The organism is Sphingobium sp. LSP13-1-1.1 (genome assembly GCF_040676415.1).
Lineage (GTDB): Bacteria > Pseudomonadota > Alphaproteobacteria > Sphingomonadales > Sphingomonadaceae > Sphingobium.
Map to the genome: position 1 here is coordinate 155870 of NZ_JBEGHU010000001.1, position 22020 is coordinate 177889.

At 60.0% G+C, this 22020-nt stretch carries 18 protein-coding genes; 8 read left to right on the top strand and 10 right to left on the bottom strand.

Going from position 1 to position 22020, the window contains the following annotated elements; translation table 11 throughout:
• Positions 1 to 129 precede the first annotated feature (129 nt).
• Entirely contained in the window at positions 130 to 1326 is a 1197-nt protein-coding gene (locus tag MRBLSP13_RS00610; RefSeq protein WP_363752064.1) for a CaiB/BaiF CoA transferase family protein, read from the top strand.
• A 66-nt stretch (positions 1327 to 1392) separates the two neighbouring features.
• On the opposite strand, the gene MRBLSP13_RS00615 is transcribed toward MRBLSP13_RS00610, so the two are convergent.
• From MRBLSP13_RS00615 to MRBLSP13_RS00625, 3 genes are read right to left on the bottom strand one after another with little or no spacing between them, the layout of a single operon-like run.
• On the bottom strand, positions 1393 to 1923 hold the full coding sequence (locus MRBLSP13_RS00615; RefSeq protein ID WP_363752066.1) for a nuclear transport factor 2 family protein: 531 nt from the start codon (positions 1921 to 1923) through the stop codon (positions 1393 to 1395).
• A 16-nt stretch (positions 1924 to 1939) separates the two neighbouring features.
• On the bottom strand, positions 1940 to 3328 hold the full coding sequence (locus MRBLSP13_RS00620; protein WP_363736029.1) for an FAD-dependent oxidoreductase: 1389 nt from the start codon (positions 3326 to 3328) through the stop codon (positions 1940 to 1942).
• 15 nt (positions 3329 to 3343) lie between these two features.
• The gene (locus MRBLSP13_RS00625; RefSeq protein ID WP_363752069.1) at positions 3344 to 4978 is read right to left on the bottom strand and encodes an FAD-dependent monooxygenase; all 1635 of its coding nucleotides are present in this window, start codon (positions 4976 to 4978) and stop codon (positions 3344 to 3346) included.
• Between the two features lie 176 nt (positions 4979 to 5154).
• Here MRBLSP13_RS00625 and MRBLSP13_RS00630 point away from each other — a divergent pair, with 176 nt between their 5' ends.
• The gene (locus tag MRBLSP13_RS00630) at positions 5155 to 6171 is read left to right on the top strand and encodes a LysR substrate-binding domain-containing protein (RefSeq protein ID WP_363736031.1); all 1017 of its coding nucleotides are present in this window, start codon (positions 5155 to 5157) and stop codon (positions 6169 to 6171) included.
• Between the two features lie 77 nt (positions 6172 to 6248).
• Here the strand turns inward: MRBLSP13_RS00630 and MRBLSP13_RS00635 are convergent, their stop codons facing one another.
• Entirely contained in the window at positions 6249 to 7901 is a 1653-nt protein-coding gene (locus MRBLSP13_RS00635) for a class I adenylate-forming enzyme family protein (RefSeq protein WP_363752072.1), read from the bottom strand.
• Positions 7902 to 8255: 354 nt separating this feature from the next.
• Here MRBLSP13_RS00635 and MRBLSP13_RS00640 point away from each other — a divergent pair, with 354 nt between their 5' ends.
• Complete coding sequence (locus MRBLSP13_RS00640) at positions 8256 to 9065, top strand: enoyl-CoA hydratase/isomerase family protein (RefSeq protein ID WP_363736033.1); 810 nt, start codon at positions 8256 to 8258, stop codon at positions 9063 to 9065.
• A gap of 126 nt (positions 9066 to 9191) precedes the next feature.
• On the opposite strand, the gene MRBLSP13_RS00645 is transcribed toward MRBLSP13_RS00640, so the two are convergent.
• The gene (locus MRBLSP13_RS00645; protein ID WP_363736034.1) at positions 9192 to 11240 is read right to left on the bottom strand and encodes an NADPH-dependent 2,4-dienoyl-CoA reductase; all 2049 of its coding nucleotides are present in this window, start codon (positions 11238 to 11240) and stop codon (positions 9192 to 9194) included.
• Positions 11241 to 11446: 206 nt separating this feature from the next.
• Between MRBLSP13_RS00645 and MRBLSP13_RS00650 the strand changes: the two genes are divergently transcribed.
• Positions 11447 to 12589: an acyl-CoA dehydrogenase family protein gene (locus MRBLSP13_RS00650; protein ID WP_363752075.1), complete on the top strand. Its 1143-nt coding sequence runs from the start codon at positions 11447 to 11449 to the stop codon at positions 12587 to 12589.
• An 18-nt stretch (positions 12590 to 12607) separates the two neighbouring features.
• Here MRBLSP13_RS00650 and MRBLSP13_RS00655 read toward each other — a convergent pair whose 3' ends face one another.
• Positions 12608 to 13642, bottom strand: coding sequence for a zinc-dependent alcohol dehydrogenase (locus MRBLSP13_RS00655; protein WP_363752077.1), 1035 nt, complete (start codon positions 13640 to 13642; stop codon positions 12608 to 12610).
• A gap of 240 nt (positions 13643 to 13882) precedes the next feature.
• Here MRBLSP13_RS00655 and MRBLSP13_RS00660 point away from each other — a divergent pair, with 240 nt between their 5' ends.
• Together MRBLSP13_RS00660 and MRBLSP13_RS00665 are read left to right on the top strand one after the other, a co-directional pair.
• Positions 13883 to 15010 carry an acyl-CoA dehydrogenase family protein gene (locus tag MRBLSP13_RS00660; RefSeq protein WP_363752079.1) on the top strand — a complete coding sequence of 376 codons (1128 nt, stop codon included), beginning with the start codon at positions 13883 to 13885 and terminating at the stop codon, positions 15008 to 15010.
• 76 nt (positions 15011 to 15086) lie between these two features.
• Positions 15087 to 16196, top strand: a complete 1110-nt coding sequence (locus MRBLSP13_RS00665; RefSeq protein WP_363752081.1) for an NADH:flavin oxidoreductase — start codon at positions 15087 to 15089, stop codon at positions 16194 to 16196.
• A 41-nt stretch (positions 16197 to 16237) separates the two neighbouring features.
• Here MRBLSP13_RS00665 and MRBLSP13_RS00670 read toward each other — a convergent pair whose 3' ends face one another.
• From MRBLSP13_RS00670 to MRBLSP13_RS00685, 4 genes are all read right to left on the bottom strand, one after another.
• Complete coding sequence (locus MRBLSP13_RS00670; protein ID WP_363752083.1) at positions 16238 to 17155, bottom strand: enoyl-CoA hydratase-related protein; 918 nt, start codon at positions 17153 to 17155, stop codon at positions 16238 to 16240.
• The gene (locus MRBLSP13_RS00675; protein ID WP_363752085.1) at positions 17064 to 17870 is read right to left on the bottom strand and encodes an SDR family NAD(P)-dependent oxidoreductase; all 807 of its coding nucleotides are present in this window, start codon (positions 17868 to 17870) and stop codon (positions 17064 to 17066) included. The genes MRBLSP13_RS00670 and MRBLSP13_RS00675 overlap by 92 nt, the downstream gene beginning before the upstream one ends.
• A 100-nt stretch (positions 17871 to 17970) precedes the next feature.
• Positions 17971 to 18840, bottom strand: coding sequence for an SDR family NAD(P)-dependent oxidoreductase (locus tag MRBLSP13_RS00680; RefSeq protein WP_363752087.1), 870 nt, complete (start codon positions 18838 to 18840; stop codon positions 17971 to 17973).
• Between the two features lie 86 nt (positions 18841 to 18926).
• A complete protein-coding gene (locus MRBLSP13_RS00685; protein WP_363752089.1) occupies positions 18927 to 19904 on the bottom strand; it encodes an enoyl-CoA hydratase/isomerase family protein in 978 nt (325 codons plus the stop codon).
• A gap of 335 nt (positions 19905 to 20239) precedes the next feature.
• On the opposite strand from MRBLSP13_RS00685, the gene MRBLSP13_RS00690 reads away from it, so the two are divergent.
• Complete coding sequence (locus MRBLSP13_RS00690; protein WP_363736043.1) at positions 20240 to 21049, top strand: enoyl-CoA hydratase/isomerase family protein; 810 nt, start codon at positions 20240 to 20242, stop codon at positions 21047 to 21049.
• A gap of 35 nt (positions 21050 to 21084) precedes the next feature.
• Complete coding sequence (locus MRBLSP13_RS00695; protein WP_133654392.1) at positions 21085 to 21837, top strand: SDR family NAD(P)-dependent oxidoreductase; 753 nt, start codon at positions 21085 to 21087, stop codon at positions 21835 to 21837.
• Positions 21838 to 22020 lie beyond the last annotated feature (183 nt).

The window sequence follows — 22020 nt, forward strand, 5'->3', positions numbered from 1 at the left end:
TCCGAACGGCCCATGATATTATGGGGACGTCTCGATCTTGATGGTGGGTCTTGGTTGCAGATGCAATTCAGCATAGATAAAACATCTGTATAAACTGATGCAGCAGTGCCATGCACATGCTGGACGGAGATGGAATTCATGGCGAATGAAGCGAGCAGAGGTCCGCTGGCCGGCATCAAGGTGCTGGAGATCACCCAAATGGTGGCTGGCCCGCTGGCCGGGACGATGCTGGCGGACCTTGGGGCATCGGTGGTCAAGGTTGAGGGGCTGAAGGGAGATCCCTTCCGGAACGTCAAGCCGCAGCATAAGGGCATGTGCTCACATTTCTTTGCGGTCAATCGGCATAAGCGCAGCATAGCGCTGGACCTGAAGAGCGAAGAAGGGCGCGCCGTCGCGCAATCTCTCGCGGCGGAATGCGACGTCATGCTGGTGAACGCGCGGCCGGCGGCACTGCAGCGGTTGGCGCTCAATTATGAACAACTCAAGCTCAGGAATCCTGGCCTCATCTATGTGATGATAACCGGCTTCGGACCCGATGGGCCTTATGCCGACAGGCCGGCTTTCGACCAGGTGATTCAGCCCCTCACCGGAGCCATGGCGCTGCAGGGACCTGAGGGCCCGCCGATGCCGCTGCGGTCCATGTTCGTGGACAAATACGCAGCCAGCACCGCAGTCAGCGCGGTCAACGCGGCGCTCTTCCATAGGGAGCGTAACGGCGGCGAGGGGCAGTTGATCTCTGTTCCGCTGATGAAATCCTTCGCCTTCTTCTCGCTGGTCGACAATCTGCACAACCTTTGTTTTATCGAAGGGGACGAACGCACGCCGGTTATCAATATCACCCGCCCGTTTCGAACAGCCGACGGAATGTTCATGGGACATATTCAGACGGACGAACAATTCGCGGCGATCAGCAGGGTTCTGGATGCAGAACATCTTCTGGAGGATGATCGATTTTCCAACCCGATCAGACGTGTCCAGAATTACGAAGCCTTGTGGCACGAACTGGAAAAGGGTGCGCTGAAATTCACATCGATGGAACTGGAGGAGATCGCTGTGCGCGAAGGCCTTCCGGTAGGCAAGGTCAATACGGTCGAGGAGTTTCTTGCCGATCCGCAGGCGCGTCACCTGAAATGTGTCAGGGAGTATGACACAGAAGACTATGGGCCTGTGCGTGTAGCCGCTCACCCTGTCGACTATTCCCATTCGCCGGCTACGGTGGGCGGTGTAGCGCCCAGGATCGGGCAGCATAGCGATCAAATCTTGCGCGAAATCGGGATCCACGAAGAGCAGATCAATGCAATGCGGGCATCCGGCGTCATCTGCTGACCGTCGGGGAATATATCGAAATACCCGAAGAATGTGAGGGCAGGGCCAACACGCCAGAGCCAAGCGCTATAATCTGTCGAGCTTCAATTGTCCGGCGATCGGTCGTCCGAAGGCGAAGGCGGAGATGATCGGATTATAATATTCGCGATAATGCCGGACCCTGCCATCATCCAGATCGATGCGCAGGACATAGCGATTGCGATATTCGGCGCCCGTCGTCATCGTGACATGCCCTTGTCCTTCGAAGAAGATGCGGGATCCATCCGGACTGACGAAAAGCTCCATCTCCGTGAAGGGGTGCAACTGCTTTTCGAACTGGAAAGCGACACGCCAGAAGTCGAGGCATTCCGGAATTCCCTGATAGACGCGAAAAAAGCCGGATTCAGTTCGTCCGCTTTCGCTGAACGGCAGGTCGATGACGATATCCTCGTGCATCAGCGCCTCAAGGCCTGCAAGATCCTTGGTTTCAAGCGCGAGCTGCCAGGCCCGCAACACCGACAAGGAGCGCACCCGTTCTTCAGCGTCGTCCGGCGGACTGTCATAGCCTTCAATCAAGGCGTCGAGATGTGTCGATCGGTCCCGCATGCCACTCATCATGCCTCCGGAAATTGATTCAGGCGCCCGGCTGACCCGCCGCGGCGCGTCCCGCCAGCATTCCGAACGTCGACGATGAGGAAAGCGACGTGCCACTGAGATAGCCGGCTCCATGGAAGCCACCAACGACTTCGCCCGCCGCGTACAATCCCTGGATCGGCTCGCCCATCCAATCGGTGACCGCCATGTCCCCATTTGTGGTGATCCCACCATAAGTGGAGGTCAGCGCATTGGCGGTGGCGGCAATGCAATAGGGCGGCGCATCGACCGTCATGAGGTTGCTGGTCCGTCCGAAATCCGGATCGCTACCATCGCGGACATTGGCGTTGTAGCGTTTTACCGTCGCTTCCAGAGCATCCGGATCGATCGCCATCGCCCGCGCCAGATCGGCGATCGTATCGGCCGTCCGGATATAGCCGGCAGCGATGCCTTCGGGATAATTGTTGACCGAGCTGTCGTCGAACGCAGTTTCAAGCAGCTTGCTGTCGAACACCTGGAAGGCGATGCCCCCCGTTTGCGCCATGCCCGCGCCGCCCAGCGCCTTGTAAGGCTGCCCTTCGTTGACAAAGCGCTGACCCTCGGCATTGACCATGATGCCACCCGACAGGAAGCTGAAGAGCAATGGTGGAACCTCATCCGCACCCTGCACGCCATGGGGATAGTTGCGAATGGCGCCACCAAAGGAGCCGGAGACGTAGCCCAGATCCGCAAGCCCCGCCCCGAGATCGCATGCCAGCATGAGACCATCGCCGGTGTTCGCGACTCCTCCATGCTTGACGGCACTCAGCAGTTCCGGCGCGAACACACCGATCAGTTCGCGCGAACGCGAAAATCCGCCGGTGGCAAGGACGATGCCGCGTTTCGCCTCGATCGACATGACTTCGTCGCCATAAGCGACCATGATTTCGCGTACGCGACCGGTTTCCCCGTCGCGCATCAGCTTCATACCCGCGCATTTCGATGCGTAGACGATGTTGGGATGGGCAAGGGCCGCCATGTGCATGTTGGTGACCACCCGACCCGTACCGGTTTCGTGGAGGCATCGGTCCATCGAATTGAGTTTGAACTTTGCGCCATGATCCTTGAGGAAGCGATAGGCTTCCAATTGATGCTTGACGAATGCGTCGACCAGCACCGGGCTGTTCCGGTTCTTTCCGGACGAAAAAAGACGCTGGCGCAGCACTTCTGGACCGTCATCGAAGCCTGCTTCCTGCATCAGGTCAGTGCCCGCAAAGATGAAGCCCCCCCCGGCCATGGCTGAACTGCCGCCCGCCTGAGACGCTTTTTCGAGGAAAAGGACCTGAGCGCCGAGTTCGGCAGCCTCCAGCGCGGCGCAATGTCCGGCAATGCCGCCGCCAAGCACGACCACATCGGCAGAATGAGGAATTTGACCCGTTTCGCGTATCATGGGTTCTTCTCCCGATCAGGCATCATAGCCGGCGCCGTGTCCCGTCGCGAGGCGGACGATGTCCCATGCCTTTTCGGGATAGCCCCTGCCGCGCCAGGCGATGTGAAGATCGGGGCGCAACAGGAAAACCGAGCCCTTCAACGTATCACGAACATGGGGCTCGTCCAGCCTTACGACATCAAGTGGCGCGCCGATTTCGGCAAAGGCGGACTCCATCTCGGCGCTGTCATATGTGCCGGTCAGATCGAGCAGAGTGTAATCGTCGCCAAGCACATCCTGCAAAGCGCGTCCGTCCTTCAACCACATATGCGGAATACGAATGCCGGGCCGACCGTGGGGAACGATGCGGCTGAATTCCCAATGGGGCATATTGCCGGGTTCATGCGCCACGAGCGTGGAGCCTGCGTAGGAATAGCAGGTTTCGGCACCGACCATGCCGTGCATGCGCCCGTGCTGGCGCACGAAGGTGGCGCCCAGCCGCTCGCGCGCGGCTTCGCCCACGGGACCGAATTCATATACCTCCCGCGTGATGGTGGCGGGCCAGTAGGCCGCACCGTCGGCGGCCCAGCCCGACGCCTCGATGTTTCGCTGCGCGACCGGGCGTCTTTCTAACTCGTAGGAGTTGAGCAGTTCCGATCCGCCCCATCCATGGATCGTTCCGGCGAGTTTCCACGAAAGATCGATCGCATCGCCGATGCCGGTATTCATGCCAAGGCCGCCCGTAGGGATCACAAGATGGACAGAATCGCCGGCCAGCAGCACACGGCCTTCGCGGTAGCGCTCCGCGAGGCGGAGATGCGGCCGCCAGGTCAGCACATGTTCGATGTCGATTTCGCAGTCGAAACCGATATGCTCGCGCAGGACCTTCCTGAAGTCCGTGTCTTCGGGCAGCGGCGTGTGAAAGGTGAATTCCTGGCGAGACCCTTGGGCCACCAGCGATCCGCCGGAGAGGAAGCTGTAGTGGCGGCCCTTCGGCACAGCCATCCGATCGTAAAGATCCTTCGATTTGAAGATGACCTGGCGCATATCGACGGGCGCGGAAACACCCGTAAGCCTGATGCCCAACTGCTTGCGCACCGTGCTGCGTCCGCCGTCGCAGCCCACCAGGTAACGGGCGCGGAATGTCTCCACCTCTCCGCTGCCGTCGGTGCGTTGCGCCTTAACCGTGACGCCCGTTTCGTCCTGCTCGATGCTCGACAATTCCAGACCGTAGCGAACGGTCGTGTTTGGCGTCTCGCTTTCTGCGACTTCCCGCAACAGCGGTTCGATCGCATTCTGGGAGACAAGTTGATAGGGCTCGAGCGGGATCGTGCCGTCGTTCGTGGCGGCCACCAGAGCGCGCTTTTCATCGACGCAAGGGAAGGCGATCTGAGCCAGGGGCGGCTCGTTCATCGTCCGGACCAGCAACACATCCATCGGATTATCGCCCGGATAGCCCAGCGCGCGAATCCGATCGACTATGCCCATCCGGCGGTAGATTTCCATGGTACGGGCGTTCGACCGGTCCATTTTAGGCCAGGGAGCGGTGCTTGGATCGCGTTCCATGATCATGGTACGGATGCCCCGGCGGCCCAGGTCGATGGTCATCGTCAAACCGACCGGCCCGGCGCCGGCGATGATTACATCGAAATCGAATGCCTCTTCGCTCACCGCGATGTCTCCTCTCCGACGGATTGTTCTTGCCGGATTGATGCCGTTTGCATGTCGGGGGCGGCAGTGACAATTTTATCAAACCGGGTATGCGATCTGAAGACCGCTTCCTTGACCGCCAAGCACGTCAAGGCGTAGGCTTTCTCCATCGATTTAAAACGATATGATAAGGAGTGATGCCATGGGGAGCCAATGTGCGCTATCGTCTCCCGTCCCTTAACGCTCTACGTGCGCTGGAGGCAGCCGGAAGGCGTGGCAGCCTCTCCGCAGCGGCCAAGGAACTTGGCGTCTCTGTGGGTGCTGTCAGCCGGCACATAAGCTTGCTCGAGGGCTTTTTCGGCCGCACCCTCCTGCGCCGTCAGACCTCCGGCGTGGAGCCGACACCCGACTGTGTCGCCTATCTTGCGTCACTTGCGCGCGCGTTCGGCGAGATCGACAGTGCGAGCCACCGCCTCGCGACCGATCGGCAGCGCGACAATAGATTGAGGCTCCGCTTCTACTCGACCTTCACGACCGAATGGTTGGCAGGCCGGCTTTCGGATTTCAGGGCGCTGCACCCCGATATTCACCTCGATCTCAGCCTTTCGATCAAGGACGCCGAGTGGCGGGACGACGATTTCGATATGGCATTGACCGGCAGGCCGCCGCAGGGCGATGATTTCCGCTGCGATAGGCTGTTTGACACGTACCTCGCACTCATATGCTCTCCTGCCTTGCTGAAGGGACGGCAATGGATCGAGCCTCTGGATTTGGAGCGGGAAACCTTTCTCACCTCACCCCGGGAGTCGGAGCTGTGGTTGCCGCTTTTGTCGGCATTGGATGTGCGCCAGTTCCCTATGCAGCATCGTATCGGATTCGATTCCCTCAGCATGACGTACCAGGCTGCCCGGCAGGGCGCGGGCATCGCGCTTGGCAATCTCTTTCTGATTGCAGATGACTTGCGCGCCCGTCGCCTGATGATGCCCGTCAATCAGATTTTTGACGCCCATCTGCCGCACTATATCGTAACCCGACGGGGCCGGCCCGATGGGCCTGCGCTGACGGCGTTCCGGACATGGCTGTTGCAAGTCACGCGCGATGCCGAGGGGCAGCTTGATGCGCTGGTTCAGGGATATGTGCGCCGCGACCTGCCGATTGATCCGAAGACGATGGGTTCCGGCACGCCGCCAGCGTGCCGCGCCGGCCTGGATTAGGACACCGGCCTTCCATCGGCTGAAAGGTTGCGATAACATTGCTGGATGGGACGTTCCTGATATCGCTTGCAGGCTCGTCACCGAACCGAAATTGTCGTTAGCTCACCATTTCTCACCTGGTCGATCAGGACGAACTTCTGGACCTTGCCAGTTGGATTGAGCGGAAAGCTGTCTGTCGGGACCCACAGGGCAGGAACTTTGAACGACGCCAGCCGATCGCGGCAGTGCTGATGCAGTTCCTCGAAATCGAGCTGGTGCCCATCGGCAGCCTGCACGATGGCGACGACGATCTCACCCCATTTATCGTCAGGAACGCCGATCACTGCGGCTTGCGCGACGTTCGAATGTTCGAACAGGACATCTTCCACTTCGCGGGGATAGATATTGATGCCGCCGCGGATAATCATGTCCTTCAACCGGCCGGTGATCGACATGTAGCCGCGCTCGTCGAGCATGCCGAGGTCTCCCGACCGCAACCACCCGTCGGGCGTGAACGCCGCGCGGGTTTCTTCCTCCCGCCCATAATAGCCCAGCATGACCTGTGCGCTCTTGAAGCACATTTCCCCCTTCTCTCCGGGTGGAAGAGTGGCACCCGTCTGCGGATCACGAATTTCGATCTGCATGCCGGGCAAGGCGCGGCCCAGGGTATTTGACAATTCGTGCGCGCCGTCGCCGATTGCGGTGTTGGTGACCGGCCCGCCAGCCTCGGTCTGGCCGAAACAGATCATCATGCGGCAACCGATGCGATCGGTCACCCGTTCCAGCAAGGCGGGCGGCACGGGCGCCGCGCCAGCCACGATAAAATCGATGCTGGAAAGATCATATTTCGCGAAATCCGGCCGATCCAGCATCGTGACCACCATGGTGGGGACTAACAGCATCCCGTTGCAACGCTCGGTTTCGATCAGTTCAAGGGCCAGATCAGGGTCCCATTCACGCATCTGTACGAAGGTGCCATGTTTGGAGATCGTCGCCAGCAATGAAACGACCGCTCCCCCGATATGGTACATGGGCATGGCGTTGAGCCAGACACCATATTCGGGCAAGCCGCAACAATTGGCGACATTGCGGGGCGGGTTGATCAGGCCATGATGCAGGATCGCGCCCTTTGGCCGTCCGGTCGTCCCCGATGTAAACTGAATGATCACCGGATCACGCGGATTTACGTGCGGCAGTTCGCGCGCAGCGTCTCCGTTCGTCAGGAATGCATCCCAATCGGAAAAGGAAATGAGGGCAAGTTCAGGGAGCGTATTGTCGCGGACTCCCGCCGCGACATCGGCAATATCGTTCGCCCGCCAGGAATCTGCATGGAACAGCGCAGTCGCCTCGCAATCCTGCAGAATGCCCGCCAATTCCGCTTCGCGATACATCGGATTGGCGGGGACCAGCACCATGCCCGCCAGCGCGGTGCCGAATTCGAGGATCACCCACTCCGGGCAATTGGGCGAGCACACGGCGATGCGGTCGCCTGGCTGGAAACGGGCAAGAAGCGCGCGCGCGGTCTGCTCGGCTTGCTGCAACAACTGGGCGTAGGTCCAGCGCCGCCTCCGCGCGGCGTCGGCAACGCCATCGACCATTGCAATACGGTCTCCTGCTTCCTCAGCAGCTCGCCGGATCAGGCCTCCCAATGTCATGTCGGAAGACTTGGCATCGAAGGAGGAGTCTCCAACGGCATTTGAGTGTTGCAAGCCTGATCCGTTGGGCTGATCGGCAACCTCGTTCGACACCATCACTCTCCCTGGCGGCTTGATCCGAATGACCCGTCGCGACTATTTATCCTGACGTCTATCGGCCTTGTCGATCCACAGTGTCCGGCTGGCTGAATAGCCTTGCCAGCCAGGCTTTTCAAAGAAACCCTGATGATCGATGTTCTGATGACTGCATGCCCGCTGTCAATTCGTATCCTGTAACTACCAGATATATGGCAGTTTCCGCTTCACCTCGTTCGTCGCTGGAAGTGCTGCTATCCAACTACCTGAAATTGAAGTGCGGAATGTCAGGGCTGTCCAATCGCGGGCACGAGAATCCGGCGGCGCGCAGGGCTTGTCTGACCGGCAGAGCACAGGAAGAATGGAGAGACGAATATGACCAGCGCCAAAACGTCGCTTACCATCGTCGAAAGGCGCGGGCCGATCGAGATCCTCACGCTCAACCGCCCGGAAGCCCTGAATGCAATGAGCCCTGAACTGGCGGACGAACTAGCCGCCTATTTTCAGGATCTGCATGCGCGCCGCGACGTGCGCGTGGTGCTGTTGCGCGCGGAAGGACGCGTCTTTTGCGCGGGTGGAGACCTGAATTCCCCGGCCTTTGCCGCGCCCGGTCCAGGACGGGTGCAGCGCCAGTACGACATCCAGATCCGCTATTCGAACGTAATTCGTGCCATGCGGTCCTGTCCGCAACCCATTATCTGCCTGGTCCAGGGTCCGGCGGCAGGTGCCGGATTTTCCCTCACCCTGGCCTGCGACGTGCGATATTGCACCCCCCAGGCGAAGTTTCACGCAGCCTATGTCAGGATAGGCGTCGGCGGCACGGACATGGGATCGGGATATTTCCTTCCGAAGCTCGTCGGCCTCTCTGTCGCGTCCGAATTCCTGCTGTCCGGGCGTTTCATCTTTCCGGACAGGGCGCTGGCGACCGGTCTGGTGAGCGCGGTTGTCGAAGCGGAAGAATTGCTTGACTGCGGGCTGGAGCTTGCGCGGGACATGCTGAAGGCGTCCCCGATGGGGCTGCGCATGACCAAGGAGTCGATCAATGCGCAAGCGCAACTCGGCAGCATTGAAGCCGCTCTCGCGCTTGAAGACAGGCAGCAGATCATGCTGATGGAAACAGCAGATCATCGTGAGGCGATCGCCGCCTTCAAGGAAAAGCGAGACCCAAGCTATACGGATAGCTGACCGTACTCTTTCATCAGAGAGAGGATGAAGGTGCGCGAAGTATTGTCACCCAGGATTACGAGAGGACAGCGGCCCGGTTGATGCGTTCAGCGGCGCAACGACTATGTCCGGCGCCAGAACGATGCCTCAGATGCTCAAGGCCAGTCTGGTGGCCTGGTCGATCGCGCGTACGGCATCGAGTTCGCCTGCGACATCGGCGCCGCCGATGATATGCACCCTTTCGACCGGCATCCGTGCAAGCAGTTCCTCATAAAGGGAACGTTGCGATACCTGGCCGGCACAGACGATGATGGTGTCCGCCGCGATCCGGCGCTCTTCTCCATCGACCGCAACCACCAATCCGGCCGGCTCGACACGGCGATATTCCACCCCGCCGAGCATCTCGACCCCGGCTCTTTGAAGCTTGTCCCTGTGAATCCAACTGGTGGACACCGATTGCGCAATGCCGGCGGGCCGCGCATTCTTGCGCTGCATCAGCGTGATATGCCGGCGAGGACGGGACTCCCCGCGCTGTACGATCCCGCCAGGGGCCCGCAGGCTCATGTCCAGTCCATATTCCTCGGCGAATTCGCTCAGCGTTGGAACATCATCCGGATCGCCGAGCAGGAATTCTGCAACATCAAAGCCGATGCCGCCAGCGCCTATGATGGCGACGTTCGTGCCGACTGGCTTGTGGTTGCGGAGTATATCGACGTAGCTTAGAACGCGCAGGTCGTCGACACCGGGAATGTCGAGTTTGCGCGGGACGACGCCGGTCGCGATGACCACCTCATCATAGCCGCCCTGCACCAGTTCGTCCGCGGAACATGGATGATTCAGGCGGATGGAGACATTCTCTTCGGCCAGACGCTGTTCGAAATAGCGCAGCGCCTCGTTGAACTCGAATTTCTCAGGCACTTCGCGCGCCATGAGAAGTTGGCCGCCCAGCCGCGCGCCCGCTTCGAACAAGGTCACATCATGCCCTCGCGCGGCTGCGTTGAATGCGAAATTCATGCCTGCCGCGCCGCCGCCTGCGACCGCGATCCTTTTGGACAGGGGAGCAGGCGTGACGACCAGATCAATCTCATGCCCTGCCCTGGGATTGACCATGCACGAAACACGCAGGCTCCGCAGCGCGCGGTCGAGGCAGGCCTGATTGCACGCAATACAGGTTGCGATGCTTTCCGGCCGATTGGCCTTGGCCTTGGCCGCGAACAAAGGGTCCGCGAGGAGGGGGCGCGCCAATGAAACGAAATCTGCGACACCTGTAGACAGCAGGTCTTCCGCCACTTGTGGATCGTTGATGCGGTTGGACGCTATGACGGGGATGGATACGACCTCCTTCACCTGCCTTACGGCATAGGACCAGGCCGCACGGGGGACCATTGCCGCAATCGTGGGTATGAAGGATTCATGCCAGCCGATGCCGCTATTCAACATCGATGCCCCAGCCTTCTCGACAAGCATGGCCAGAGCCTGCGTCTCTTCCAGCGTCATCCCATCCGGAACGAGATCGACCGCGGAAATGCGGTAGATGACAAGGAAATCATCAGGCACCTGCCGCCGCACGGCCCGGACGATTTCCTGCGGCAGCCGCACCCGGTTTTCGAAGGAACCGCCAAATGCGTCGATTCGGTCGTTGGTCGCTTTGGCCGTGAACTGATTGATCAGATAGCCTTCCGATCCCATGATCTCGACACCGTGATAGCCCAGTTCATGGGCCAAACGCGCCGCCTGGGCGAAATCGTCGATCGTCTGCCAGACTGCGTCGGTTGGCAAGGCCGTCGGCGCGTATCTGCTGATCCGGGCTTTTAGAGCGGATGCACCAACGCATTCAGGAAGTTTTGCGTAGCGCCCTGCATGAAGCAGTTGCATGCATATCTTCGTCTCCGTGCCGCGCACAGATCCGACGATGGCGCTATGCCATGCTTCATCGCGCCCGCATTCCAGCCAGGGCGCTTCCTCATCCAGTCGGCCAACGGCATTGGGGGACACGCCGCCAGTAATGATCAATCCAACACCGCCTTCGGCGCGCTCGCGATAAAATGCGCCAATTCGCTCATCAGCGCGATCCAGCCGCTCAAGCCCGGTATGCATCGCACCCATGACAAGACGATTGGACAGTGAAACGCCGCTGCGCCGCCATGCGGCGAACAACCGGGGATAGGCTGGATCTTCTGTCTGCATTTGCGTCATCGGGTTACGCTCCAGATTCGGCTGGTACGCGGACATGCCAGGCAAGACCAGTCGCACGCTCCAATTAACGAGGATGCGAAAAGCAGCCGCAAAGCAGGGCTGAGCGCGCTGCCCGTCTTTTACATCAGCGACGATGGACTATCATCCCGATGCCGTTCGGGATCAGCGCGGATACCCAGATTTCACAGCTTTGATGGAGAGGCAGGATGGAGGCCCAGGACATCTACGAAGCGCACCGCGCTTATCTGCGGCGCTTTGCCGAGGCTGAAATCAAGCCATTTTCCGCCATCGTCGATGAAGAGGCACGATTTCCAACAGAGTCTATCGCAGCAATCCGGAAGCTTGATCTGCCTGGGCTGGCCTTCTCCGCCGCGTTTGGCGGCGGCGACGGTGACCTGATGGCGCAGGTGCTCGCGGTCGAGGAAATCGCACGGGTTTGCGCCTGCACCGCTCATCTGATGCTCACCAGTTGGGTGGCGATCATGCCGTTGGTCGTCGCAGGCAGCGCTGAGTTGAAGGAGCATATTGTACCGCAAATGGCGGCGGGGCGCGCGCAAGCCAGCTTCTGCCTGACGGAACCCGGCGGCGGTTCCGACGTGGCGGGGATCCGGACGGTGGGCGAGCCAACCGCCGGAGGCTGGCGGCTGAATGGCGCGAAAAGGTTCATCTCCAACGCCGGAGTTGCCGACTGGTACGCGGTGCTCGCACGGAATGCGACCAGTGGCTTCGGCATCTTCATGGTCCATCGCGACGATCCCGGCGTCTCCTTTGGCCGAGCGGAACGAAAAATGGGTATGCGGGGATCGCCGCTTGCCGATGTGCTCTTTGATGATTGCTTCGTGCCGGAGGGCCGCGTGGTGGGTGATCCGACCGCAGGATATGCAACCATGATGGACATATTGACATATAGCCGGCCGCTGATTGCGGCGCATGGGCTGGGCATCGCTCAGGGAGCGCTGGACGAGACGATTGCCTATACCAGCCAGAGGACGCAGTTTGGGCAGCCCTTGTCCCGTTTCCAGATGATCCGCGGCATGGTTGCGGACATGATGGCGGAGGTGGAGGCGGCGCGCAGCCTGCTCTATCGCTGCGTCGCCATTGCCGGAAAGAATGACGAGCGTGCCCGCGCGTTCGCCAGCATGGCGAAGCTGCTATGCACCAACGCGGCGATGTCCATCACGACCAATGCCGTGCAGCTTCACGGCGGTTACGGGTATATCGTGGATTATCCGGTGGAACGAATGATGCGCGACGCCAAGGTCACTCAGATCTGGGAGGGGACCAAACAGATTCAGCAACTTCTGATCGCAAAGCACGCTTTCTCGCCGTTTGAGAGTCAGGATTCCTGACGCCACGGCAGGGGCTGTTCAGGCCGTGACGACGACCCGCACCATTCCGGCCGGACGCTGTTCCAAAACAGCGAACGCCTGTTCCGCCTCTTCCAAAGCGAAGATGTGGGTGACAAGGCCGGCCAGAGACAATTGGCCGCTCCGCACCAGTTCCGTGACGGCCCGTAAATCGCTCAACGTCGACGAATAGCTGCCAACGATCTCGATTTCCCTGGTCATGAGGCCAGTGTAGCTAGTGGCCAGCGAAACCCTTTCGTCACGCACCGAACCAAGCACCAGCCGGCCGCCCTTGCGCAGCATGCGGATCGCCTCGTTCGGCGCTGCTTCCGCACCGCTGAAATCAATGACCGCGTCCATTTCGCCAAAATCCGCCTTGCACGCCCGGCCTGCGCCCTCCAGACCGTGGATCACGGGAATGCCCAACTCGCTGATCCGCCTGGCTGTTCCCTCGCTGTTTACGACCGCGACCAGAGTGACGGCCGGATCAAGAGCGCGGCTTATCTGCAATATGTTGGTGCCCACGCCTCCGGACCCGATCACCGCGAGCTTGCCGCCTTGCGGAAGGTTCGACCGGCGCAGTGCATGGAAGGCGGTGGCGACCGCATCGGGCAACAGAGCCGCCTGCTGGGGGTCTAGGTCGTCCGCAGGCACAAGCCGGTCTGATCGCCAGATCATCTCCTGAGCAAGGCCACCCGCACGATGAACCCCCAGCATTTCGCCGGATGCGCAGTGATTTTCCCGACCAGAGATGCATTCCTGGCATCGCCCGCACGTCAGCAGCGGATGAAGAACGACCCTGGAGCCGGGCTGCGGGCCACATCCAGGATCAGCCTCAATCACTTCGGCCGCAACTTCATGCCCTGGAAATATCGGATAGGCGGCGCCGATCGGCAGCTTCATGCCATGCAACAAATGCAGGTCGGTGCCGCAGATGCCGCATGCCAGCACCTTCAGGCGCGCCCAGCCGGCCGGGCGCGCCTCCTTCGGTGCATTTTCCAGCAACAACTGACCTGGTGAAACAGCGAGGCGAAGATTGGCGGGAACTGCGTCCATCACGACAACCTATCCCAAAGCGAACGATTGGCCATCACACCTCTCCGTCATCCAGGAAGATAACGAGGTGGCGGTAATAATGCTACAAAGGCTCGGTTTGGCGATGGCCGCGTTGACTCCACGCAGGAACTAAAACTAGCGTTTTCTCGACATAGCCACGCATGTTGTCCGGCCTTCAGAGCTCCGCTCTGGACAAAGCCACTGAAAAATCAAGACATGCGATCACGGAGCAGGATGAGAATGAGCCAGATAATCGCCCTCGGCAAATTCCGGGAATTTTTCCTGACGGAGGTCGAGGAGGCATATGCAGAAGTGGAACGCACCGATTCGCTGCCTGATCATGTCCATCGACGTGCCGCCGAAATCGGCTGCTATCGACTGACGCTTCCCGTCGAATATGGCGGCTATGGCATGAGCGTGACCGAATATCTGCCTTATCTCGAAGCAGCGGCTGAAGGACCGGGGGTGGGGCGCATGCTGGTGCACACAACGAACGGGATATGGCGCCCGATCCATAATTTCGGGAGCGAGGAGCAGCGCGCCATCCTTCCCAAGATGGCTGCGGGCGATGCTGTCGTGGCTTTCGCCCTCACGGAAATGACGGGCGGGACCGGACGGGATCTGAAATCGGTCGCACGGCGCGACGGCGACTTCTGGTATGTCAGCGGCGAAAAGCATCTCATCACCTGGGCGGATCGCGCCGACTGGTTCCTCCTCGTGGCAGCGACGGATGAAGGCGGTCAGAAGGACTCGTTGACTGCGTTTCTTATCCCGCGGGACACCGATGGTTTCGAGATTGACGCTACGCAGCATACAATGGGGCTGCATGGCACGGGGCATGCCTTCCTGCGCTACAAGGATATGGCGGTTGCCGACAAATATCGCCTGGGCGCGGTGGGCCAAGGGCTGGAGGTCGCCCTGTTTTTCCTCGATTACAGCCGTGTGTCGCTTTCGACGACGATGGTCGGCCTGGCGCAGAGGGCGTTGGATGAGGCCCTGGCCTTCGCGAAACGACGCGTGACCTTCGGCAAACCGATCGCCACACGAGCGCAGATCCAGACCCACATCGCGATGATGCATGCGGACATCGAAGCAGCCCGACATCTTGTTCGGTACGCCGCCAGGCTGTGTGAAGATGGCAAGGATTTCACGGCGCAAGCTGCGACGGCGAAGCTCTTCAACCTCAACATGGTGGGCCGGGTGACCGACCTGTCGCTGCGCGTGCACGGCGGTTGGGGCTATACAAAGGCTGCCGCGATCGAACGCATTTATCGTGATGCGCGGGGATTCTGGTTCGAGGAAGGCACTGCCGAGATCCAGCAACTGGTGGTTGCCCGCCATGTGCTAGAGCAAAGTTCGGCCGCTTGATGCCTTCGGCTGCTCCATCGGCCATGGGATTGCCCGACGCCCGCGGCACTCCTGCCGAAAGATCCGGAGCCATCAGGTGAACGGGGTCGACGCACTGTTTCAGCCCTTTCAGTTGGGTGATCTCAAACTGCGCAACCGGATCGTCATGCCGGCGATGACAAGGCATCGTTCACCAGGCAATGTTCCCGGTGACGATGTGCGCGACTATTATGCCCGCCGCGCAAAGTCCGTCGGCCTGATCGTCACCGAAGGAACCTGCATCAATCATCCTGCCGCCAACGCCTATGAAAAGATACCATTTTTCCACGGCACTGATGCGCTGGCGGGATGGAAGCGCGTGGTCGATGCAGTGCATGACCAGGGCGGAAGCATCGTCCCGCAGCTCTGGCACACAGGCTCGGCACGACATCCAGGAGCTTCTCCCGACCCGTCAATACCCGCCTTTACTCCCTCGGGGCTGACCCAATCACTCGAGCCCTTGTGTCATGAAATGAGCCAGGAGGACATAGAGGCGGTAATCGAGGCTTTCGCAGCGGCTGCCTCCGACGCGAAGCTACTGGGGTTTGACGGCGTGGAAATCCACGGCGCGCACGGATATCTGATCGACGAATTCTTCTGGGAGAAAAGCAATCGGCGTACGGATCGATATGGCGGCAATATAGCCAATCGTGTCCGGTTCGCTGCGGAGATCACAGCCGCCATAAGAGGGCGGGTGGGACCACACTTTCCGATCATCCTTCGATGGTCCCAATGGAAGCAGCAGGACTATGACGCGCGCCTGGTCACAGATCCGGCATCGCTCGAAGCATTTCTGGACCCGCTGGTGGATGCTGGCGTGGACATGTTCGATTGCAGCACAAGACGCTATTACGAGCCGGAATTTCCCGGCAGTGACCTCAATCTCGCTGGATGGGTGAAGAAAATTTCCGGCAAGCCGACCATAACCGCGGGGAATGTCGGCCTGGACAGCGATTTCGTGTCGGGGAAGGACAGCCGCGTCACGTTCCAGAACGCACAGACCGGTTCACTCGACAATCTGCTGGAGCGGTTGACAGCGCACGAATTCGATCTCGTGGCGGTGGGGCGCGCCATCATCGCAAACCCGGACTGGGCGGAGCGTGTACGTGACGGCGATCTGCAAGCCCTGAAGCCGTTCAGCAAGGACATGCTGCGGCAACTATACTGATCGCGGTGCGGCTACATGAATCCTTGTCGGCGCCGCCCTTGTCATTTCGATTGTCCGACATGGGCGAAGGACAGCGATCTACCGCTCCTTGCTTGGCGTTCGAAGCCGATTTGCGCTTCCAGCTCTATACCCTGTTCCATCGATACCAGGCTCACCTTGTCGATGAGGGCCTTGGTTTCCGCTGGTATGCCGGGCGCACCGCCGACAATGGCACGCGCCATTTCGCGGGCTGTATCCAGTAGATCCGACGCAGGCACCACGCGATTGACCAAACCCCAGTCAGCGGCTTCGCGGGCAGGAAGCCGCCTGCCGGTCAGTTCCAGTTCCTTTGCGCGATAGATGCCGACGGCCCTGTGCAGACGAACTGACAGCCCCCAGCCGGGCAACAGCCCGACCCGTGAATGGGTGTCAACGAAAACAGCATCCTCCGAAGCGAGTATGATATCGCAGGCTACCGTAATCTCCAGCCCGCCCGTGACCGAGAGTCCGTTGATCGCCGCGATCACCGGACCTTTCCATTGGCTGATCGTCCGCGCCGGATTGAAGGGCAGGAAAGGCTCCGGACCGGATTCCTGCAAAACCGCGACGTCAAGACCAACACAAAAGGCCTTGCCCTTGCCCGTCAGGATGACGGCCGAGATGTCAGGATCATCGTTGAGATCCTGCATGATGCGGTCAAAGGCGGCGAGCATTTCGGGAACAAGCGCGTTCAAGCGGTCCGGTCGGTTCAACCAGATCGTGGCAAAGCCATTGTCCCGTTCAACCTCGATCAGCCTGTCATTTTCTTCCATAATTCTTTCCAATGAATGGCGTGTGGAGAGATTTTCGTCGCAGCGCAGCGCTTTTTGCACGCCACATCTGCGACAATCAGAGGGAGATGAGACCAAGCCCTCCAGTGACCCTGATGCATTCGCCGGTGATGTAATTCGACATGTCGCTGCCGAGAAACTCGATGGCACCGACCATATCCTCGACCTTGCCGAAGCGGCGCAGCGGGATCGCCCCCGCCTGATCGCTCGTGCCCATGCCGCGCGCTGCGGCTGCGGCCGCGACCCGCGGGGTGTGAATGAGTCCCGGAGCAACACAGTTGGCCCGAATGCCGATCGGCCCCAACTCGACCGCGAGATGCCTTGTATAGGTCAGCAGGGCGGCTTTTGCGCCGGAATATACGGCATATTTTCCCTTGCTGTCGCCCGCGAACGCGCCGAAGGTGACGATGTTTATGATGGCACCGCCGGGCCTGTTCATCAACGGGACGACGGCCTGGCAGCAATAGACCGCGCTCAGGAAATTGACGTTGATCAGCAAAGCCATGTCGTCGTCGGGCGAGGTGGTCGCATAGCTCCGCTCGGCAGGAGTGATGGCCCCACCGGCGTTGTTCACGAGGATGTCGATCGATCCAAGCTCACGCGCGGCCTGTTCGACGGCGGCCTGGGCTTCCTCTCGCCGCGAAAGGTCGGCCTGCACCGCTACGACGCGTTGGCCGAGGTCACGAATTTCCTGCGCGACACTCTCGGCTTCATACTCCCCGGCATGCTTGCCAGCATCGAGATCCTTGTCGAATATGGCGACATCGGCCCCAAGCTTTGCGAGATGAAGTGCGTAGCCGCGCCCCATGCCTCCCGCGGCACCTGTGACGATAGCGACCTTCCCCTCAAGCCTGCGGTTCGTCATCGACCTCTCTCCTCATTTTATCGACTTGCTTTAGCATTGGTTATACATAATCTCATGGTTCCAGCGAGTTGGCGAGAACCGGTGATTGCGAGGCAATTCGTTAATCGCGGAAATATTCGGGCTTGCCCTGCGTCCATTGCTCACCCCAAAGCTGGCCGCCGCCATCGACACGAAGGAGTTCACCCGTGGTGAAGGAACTCGCGTCGGAACCAATGAAGAGGCAAGCTTCCGCAACTTCCCATGGATCGCCAAGCCTCAGCATCGGATTGCTGCGCGCGAACGTCTTCTTGGCCTCTTCAGGGTACCCGGCCATGCCTTCGGTGAAGATGGTGCCGGGGGCTACGCAGTTGACGCGGATCTTCAACGGAATCCACTCCACCGCGACGGTTTTGGAAAGATAGATCACCCCGGCGCGAGCCGCCGCCGTATGCGCCGCGCCCAATATACCGCGATCTACCACCGCGACCACGTTGACGATCGAACCGGGCATATTCGTGTCGCGCCAATAGCGCGCAGCAGATTGCATCATCGACCAGGTGCCCAGAAGATTATTGTCGATGACTGCGCGAAAGCCGTTGGCACTCATGTCGATTGCGGATTGCGGAAATTGGCCACCAGCATTGTTGATGAGCAGGTCGAGCCGGCCGTGGTGTTCCCGTATCTGGGCAAAGAGCGAAGCGACGTCCTCAGACTTACGGATATCGGTCGGGACGGCCAAAATTTCATAACCTTGGCTGGCCAGTTCATCGCGCAGAATATCCAGCTTTTCCACCGAACGTCCGCACGTCACCACTTTCGCGCCCATGCGCGCCAACATCCACACCAGTGCCCGTCCGATGCCGGTCGCACCGCCCGACACCAGCACCACCTTGTCACGAAACAGGATTTCGTTCAGCGCGATCTGGCGTGTGGCCATGATGGCGGCATCCGGTCTGGCGGCGATCGCTCCCAGATCTGGTTCGACTTTCATCGGACAAACTCCCGATAATGAGCAAATCTACCCTCGAACCTTGTCGCGCATAGGATTTTCCTGGGTTCAGCGTTGGCCATGCGATTTCATCCGCCAATCAACCTGGCGATCGCGGTCAGCGCGGCCTCTGTCCTGATCAGTCGGTTGGCGCTTGCCAATTCACCCTCCAGCGAAACCGTGATAGGCAGCGCCGCCTTTTCAACCACGGCGGGATAGCCGGTCAGCACGCTCACAATCTCCCGCATGACGACGGCGCTGCCGGTATCGAGTGCACCTTCGGCTTCCGCGGCGTCCACTCGTTGAATATGCTCCGAATAGGCTGCCTCGCCGCAATAGGTCAGTTGTGGCTGGGCCGGCGGCGTAAAGCCTTCCGCCATCATCGCTGCCACCTTCGCGACGGCGGCAGGCAGGAGATCTGCCCGCTCAGCGACTATCTGCGTGCCGGGCCGCAACAACCCCATCTCTTCGGACTCCTGGGCTGACGTCGCGATCACCCCTGCCTGCAGCGCGGCCAGGGCATGCGCAAGGCCCTTTTCCGGCCCATGTCGCTCGACGCATCGCAAAAGCAGCTGGGTGCAGCCTCCCCAAGCCGGGATGAGGCCCACCTTGATCTCGGGAAGGCCTGCCCGCAAGCCCGCATGCGCGACCACTGCGTGGGAATGGAGCATGATCTCGCATCCACCTCCAAGCGCGAAGCCGTGGACTGCTGCCACGACCGGCACGGATATGGCAGACAGCGTCTGACACAGACCTTGGCCTTTCTTGAAGTAGGTGGCCAGGGCTGGCCAATCCCCTGCCGATACCATGCCGTGGTTATATGCAAGGTCCGCCCCCGCCGAAAAGGCGCGCGGATCGTCGTTGCCGATGACCAGCCCGCCAAACGCGTTGCCCGCTGTCGATATCGCGAACTCCAGCACTTCAAGGGCCTGAACATCGAGCGTATTCATCTTCCTATGGACTTCGAAACAGGCGATGCCTCCACCAAAGTCCCACAAAGAGGCGCTGTCATTGGCTGCCATAGGGCGCGCGCTCGCGCGCATGCTCTTGACGGTGCCGTCTGACATTTCGACTATTTCCTTTCAGATTGATGGCCTTTGGGTGGGTGACAGCCGATCCCGGCAGGCGGATTGGAGCCGGATCCCCGGTGCTGACGGCGCCTGCCGCCCTCAGAAGGGGAACTAGCATCCGGAACCTTTTGCGGGGATCGCATGGGCACTTCAATGCCGCTTTACGAGAGGACGTCATCTTCCACGTACACGGTATATGGTTGCGAACAAAGATTCTGCATGGAGATGGCCAGCGCTTGGTTGCTATCTGGTCCGGACGGTGGATGATGATGCGGCAACGATCCGCATCCGTTCGATTTAAAACAACCATATTTATCTTCTCTGGAGGTCTCATGTCTGCCTATTTGAAGAATTATGAGAAGTTGCTGTTCGATTTTCCTGCCGATCGCGTACTGCGCATCACCATGGGCGATCCCGAGAAGCTGACTCCCGTTTGTGGTCAGATGCACGCGGAGCTCGTTACGATTTGGCGGGACATAGACGACGACGAAAGCATTTCCTCGGTCATTCTGACGGGCGGCAAAAAGGCGTTCTCCGCTGGCGGTGATTTCGCAATCGTGGAGCGCTCGATGACCGACTATCATTTCCGGAACCAGATCTGGAAGGAGACGCGGAATCTCGTCTACAACATCATCAACTGCAACAAGCCCATCATCAGCGCCATGCGGGGTCCGGCGGTCGGTGCTGGTCTGGTCTGCGGGTTGCTGGCGGATATATCGATAGCGTCCAAGAATGCGCGCCTGATCGACGGCCATACCCGCCTCGGCGTCGCCGCGGGCGACCATTCGGTCATCATCTGGCCACTGCTGTGCGGCATGGCGAAGGCCAAATATTATCTGCTGACATGTGACTCGGTTTCCGGCGAAGAGGCGGAGCGCATGGGGCTCATTTCGCTCACCTGCGAGGATGAGGAACTTGACGACAAGGCTCTCGAAATCGCTGTGCGGCTGTCGAACGGCGCGCAAAGCGCGATCCGCTGGACCAAGACCTCGCTCAACAACTGGTTCCGCATGGCAGGTCCGTCGTTCGATGCATCCGTCGCATATGAGATGCTGGGCCTGACCGGGCCGGAAGTGCGCGAGGGCGTCGCTTCGCATCGCGAGAAGCGGGCACCGAAATTCGATCCGACCTGCAAGATCTGATCGGCAGCAATCATTTTCACGAGAGGGTGTCCAACATGACGGACAGATTCAAAGGCAAATCCATGGTGGTGACCGGCGCCGCCTCTGGCATAGGCAAGACGATTGCCCGCATGGCGGCGGAGCAAGGCGCGCGGGTCTTTGTCGCCGATGTCAATGAGGAAGGGGGGAAGGCAGCCGCCGAGGAAATCCGCGCCGCTGGCGGCCAGGCCGAGTTCGAGAAGCTAGACCTGACCAACCGGCCAAGCATTGATGCCTTTGCAGCGGCGGTGCTCGGCAAAGTCGGAACGCTCGATATCCTCGTCAATGCGGCGGGTTGGGACCTTGTTGAACCGTTCCTCAAAAGCAAGCCGGAAACCTGGGACTTGATCGTAGCCATCAACTATCTGGGGCCAGTCCATCTTTGCCATCATTTCGTCCCCGGCATGATGGAGCAGGGTGGCGGCAAGGTCGTCAACATTTCCAGCGACGCAGGCCGGATCGGCAGCCCCGGCGAAGCGGTCTATTCGGGCGCGAAGGGAGGCATTATCTCCTTCACCAAAACGCTTGCCCGAGAGGCCGCGCGCGGCAAGGTGAACGTCAATTGCGTCGCGCCCGGGCCCACCAACACACCTCTTTATCATGTCCAGTCCGACAAGCTCAAGGAAGGGCTGAAAAGCGTCATTCCGTTTCGCCGCGTCGCGGAGCCGGAGGAAATCGCTCACGCCGTTCTGTTTTTCGCCAGCGCGGAATCCGACTATATCACTGGCCAGACGCTCAGCGTCAGCGGCGGCATGTCGATGGTGAATTGATCGTTCTGTAGATCGACCTCAAGGATGCTCGATCCGGGTTGAAGCCGGAGTCGAGCATCGCCGTGCCCCGGGATCAGGACAGGGTGAATGCAGGCAGCGCGTGAAGCGGTTGATCTTATCAGATCGACCGCTTTATACCTTTGTTTGTCCCGATTTCTCAGCCGTCAGGCGATACCCTCTGGC

Coding starts and splice junctions, on each gene's coding strand:
- MRBLSP13_RS00610 (WP_363752064.1), top strand. CDS start 130: ATGGAATTCATGGCGAATGAAGCGAGCAGAGGTCCGCTGGCCGGCATC.
- MRBLSP13_RS00615 (WP_363752066.1), bottom strand. CDS start 1,923: ATGATGAGTGGCATGCGGGACCGATCGACACATCTCGACGCCTTGATT.
- MRBLSP13_RS00620 (WP_363736029.1), bottom strand. CDS start 3,328: ATGATACGCGAAACGGGTCAAATTCCTCATTCTGCCGATGTGGTCGTG.
- MRBLSP13_RS00630 (WP_363736031.1), top strand. CDS start 5,155: ATGCCATGGGGAGCCAATGTGCGCTATCGTCTCCCGTCCCTTAACGCT.
- MRBLSP13_RS00635 (WP_363752072.1), bottom strand. CDS start 7,901: ATGGTGTCGAACGAGGTTGCCGATCAGCCCAACGGATCAGGCTTGCAA.
- MRBLSP13_RS00640 (WP_363736033.1), top strand. CDS start 8,256: ATGACCAGCGCCAAAACGTCGCTTACCATCGTCGAAAGGCGCGGGCCG.
- MRBLSP13_RS00645 (WP_363736034.1), bottom strand. CDS start 11,240: ATGACGCAAATGCAGACAGAAGATCCAGCCTATCCCCGGTTGTTCGCC.
- MRBLSP13_RS00650 (WP_363752075.1), top strand. CDS start 11,447: ATGGAGGCCCAGGACATCTACGAAGCGCACCGCGCTTATCTGCGGCGC.
- MRBLSP13_RS00655 (WP_363752077.1), bottom strand. CDS start 13,642: ATGGACGCAGTTCCCGCCAATCTTCGCCTCGCTGTTTCACCAGGTCAG.
- MRBLSP13_RS00660 (WP_363752079.1), top strand. CDS start 13,883: ATGAGCCAGATAATCGCCCTCGGCAAATTCCGGGAATTTTTCCTGACG.
- MRBLSP13_RS00675 (WP_363752085.1), bottom strand. CDS start 17,870: ATGACGAACCGCAGGCTTGAGGGGAAGGTCGCTATCGTCACAGGTGCC.
- MRBLSP13_RS00680 (WP_363752087.1), bottom strand. CDS start 18,840: ATGAAAGTCGAACCAGATCTGGGAGCGATCGCCGCCAGACCGGATGCC.
- MRBLSP13_RS00685 (WP_363752089.1), bottom strand. CDS start 19,904: ATGTCAGACGGCACCGTCAAGAGCATGCGCGCGAGCGCGCGCCCTATG.
- MRBLSP13_RS00690 (WP_363736043.1), top strand. CDS start 20,240: ATGTCTGCCTATTTGAAGAATTATGAGAAGTTGCTGTTCGATTTTCCT.
- MRBLSP13_RS00695 (WP_133654392.1), top strand. CDS start 21,085: ATGACGGACAGATTCAAAGGCAAATCCATGGTGGTGACCGGCGCCGCC.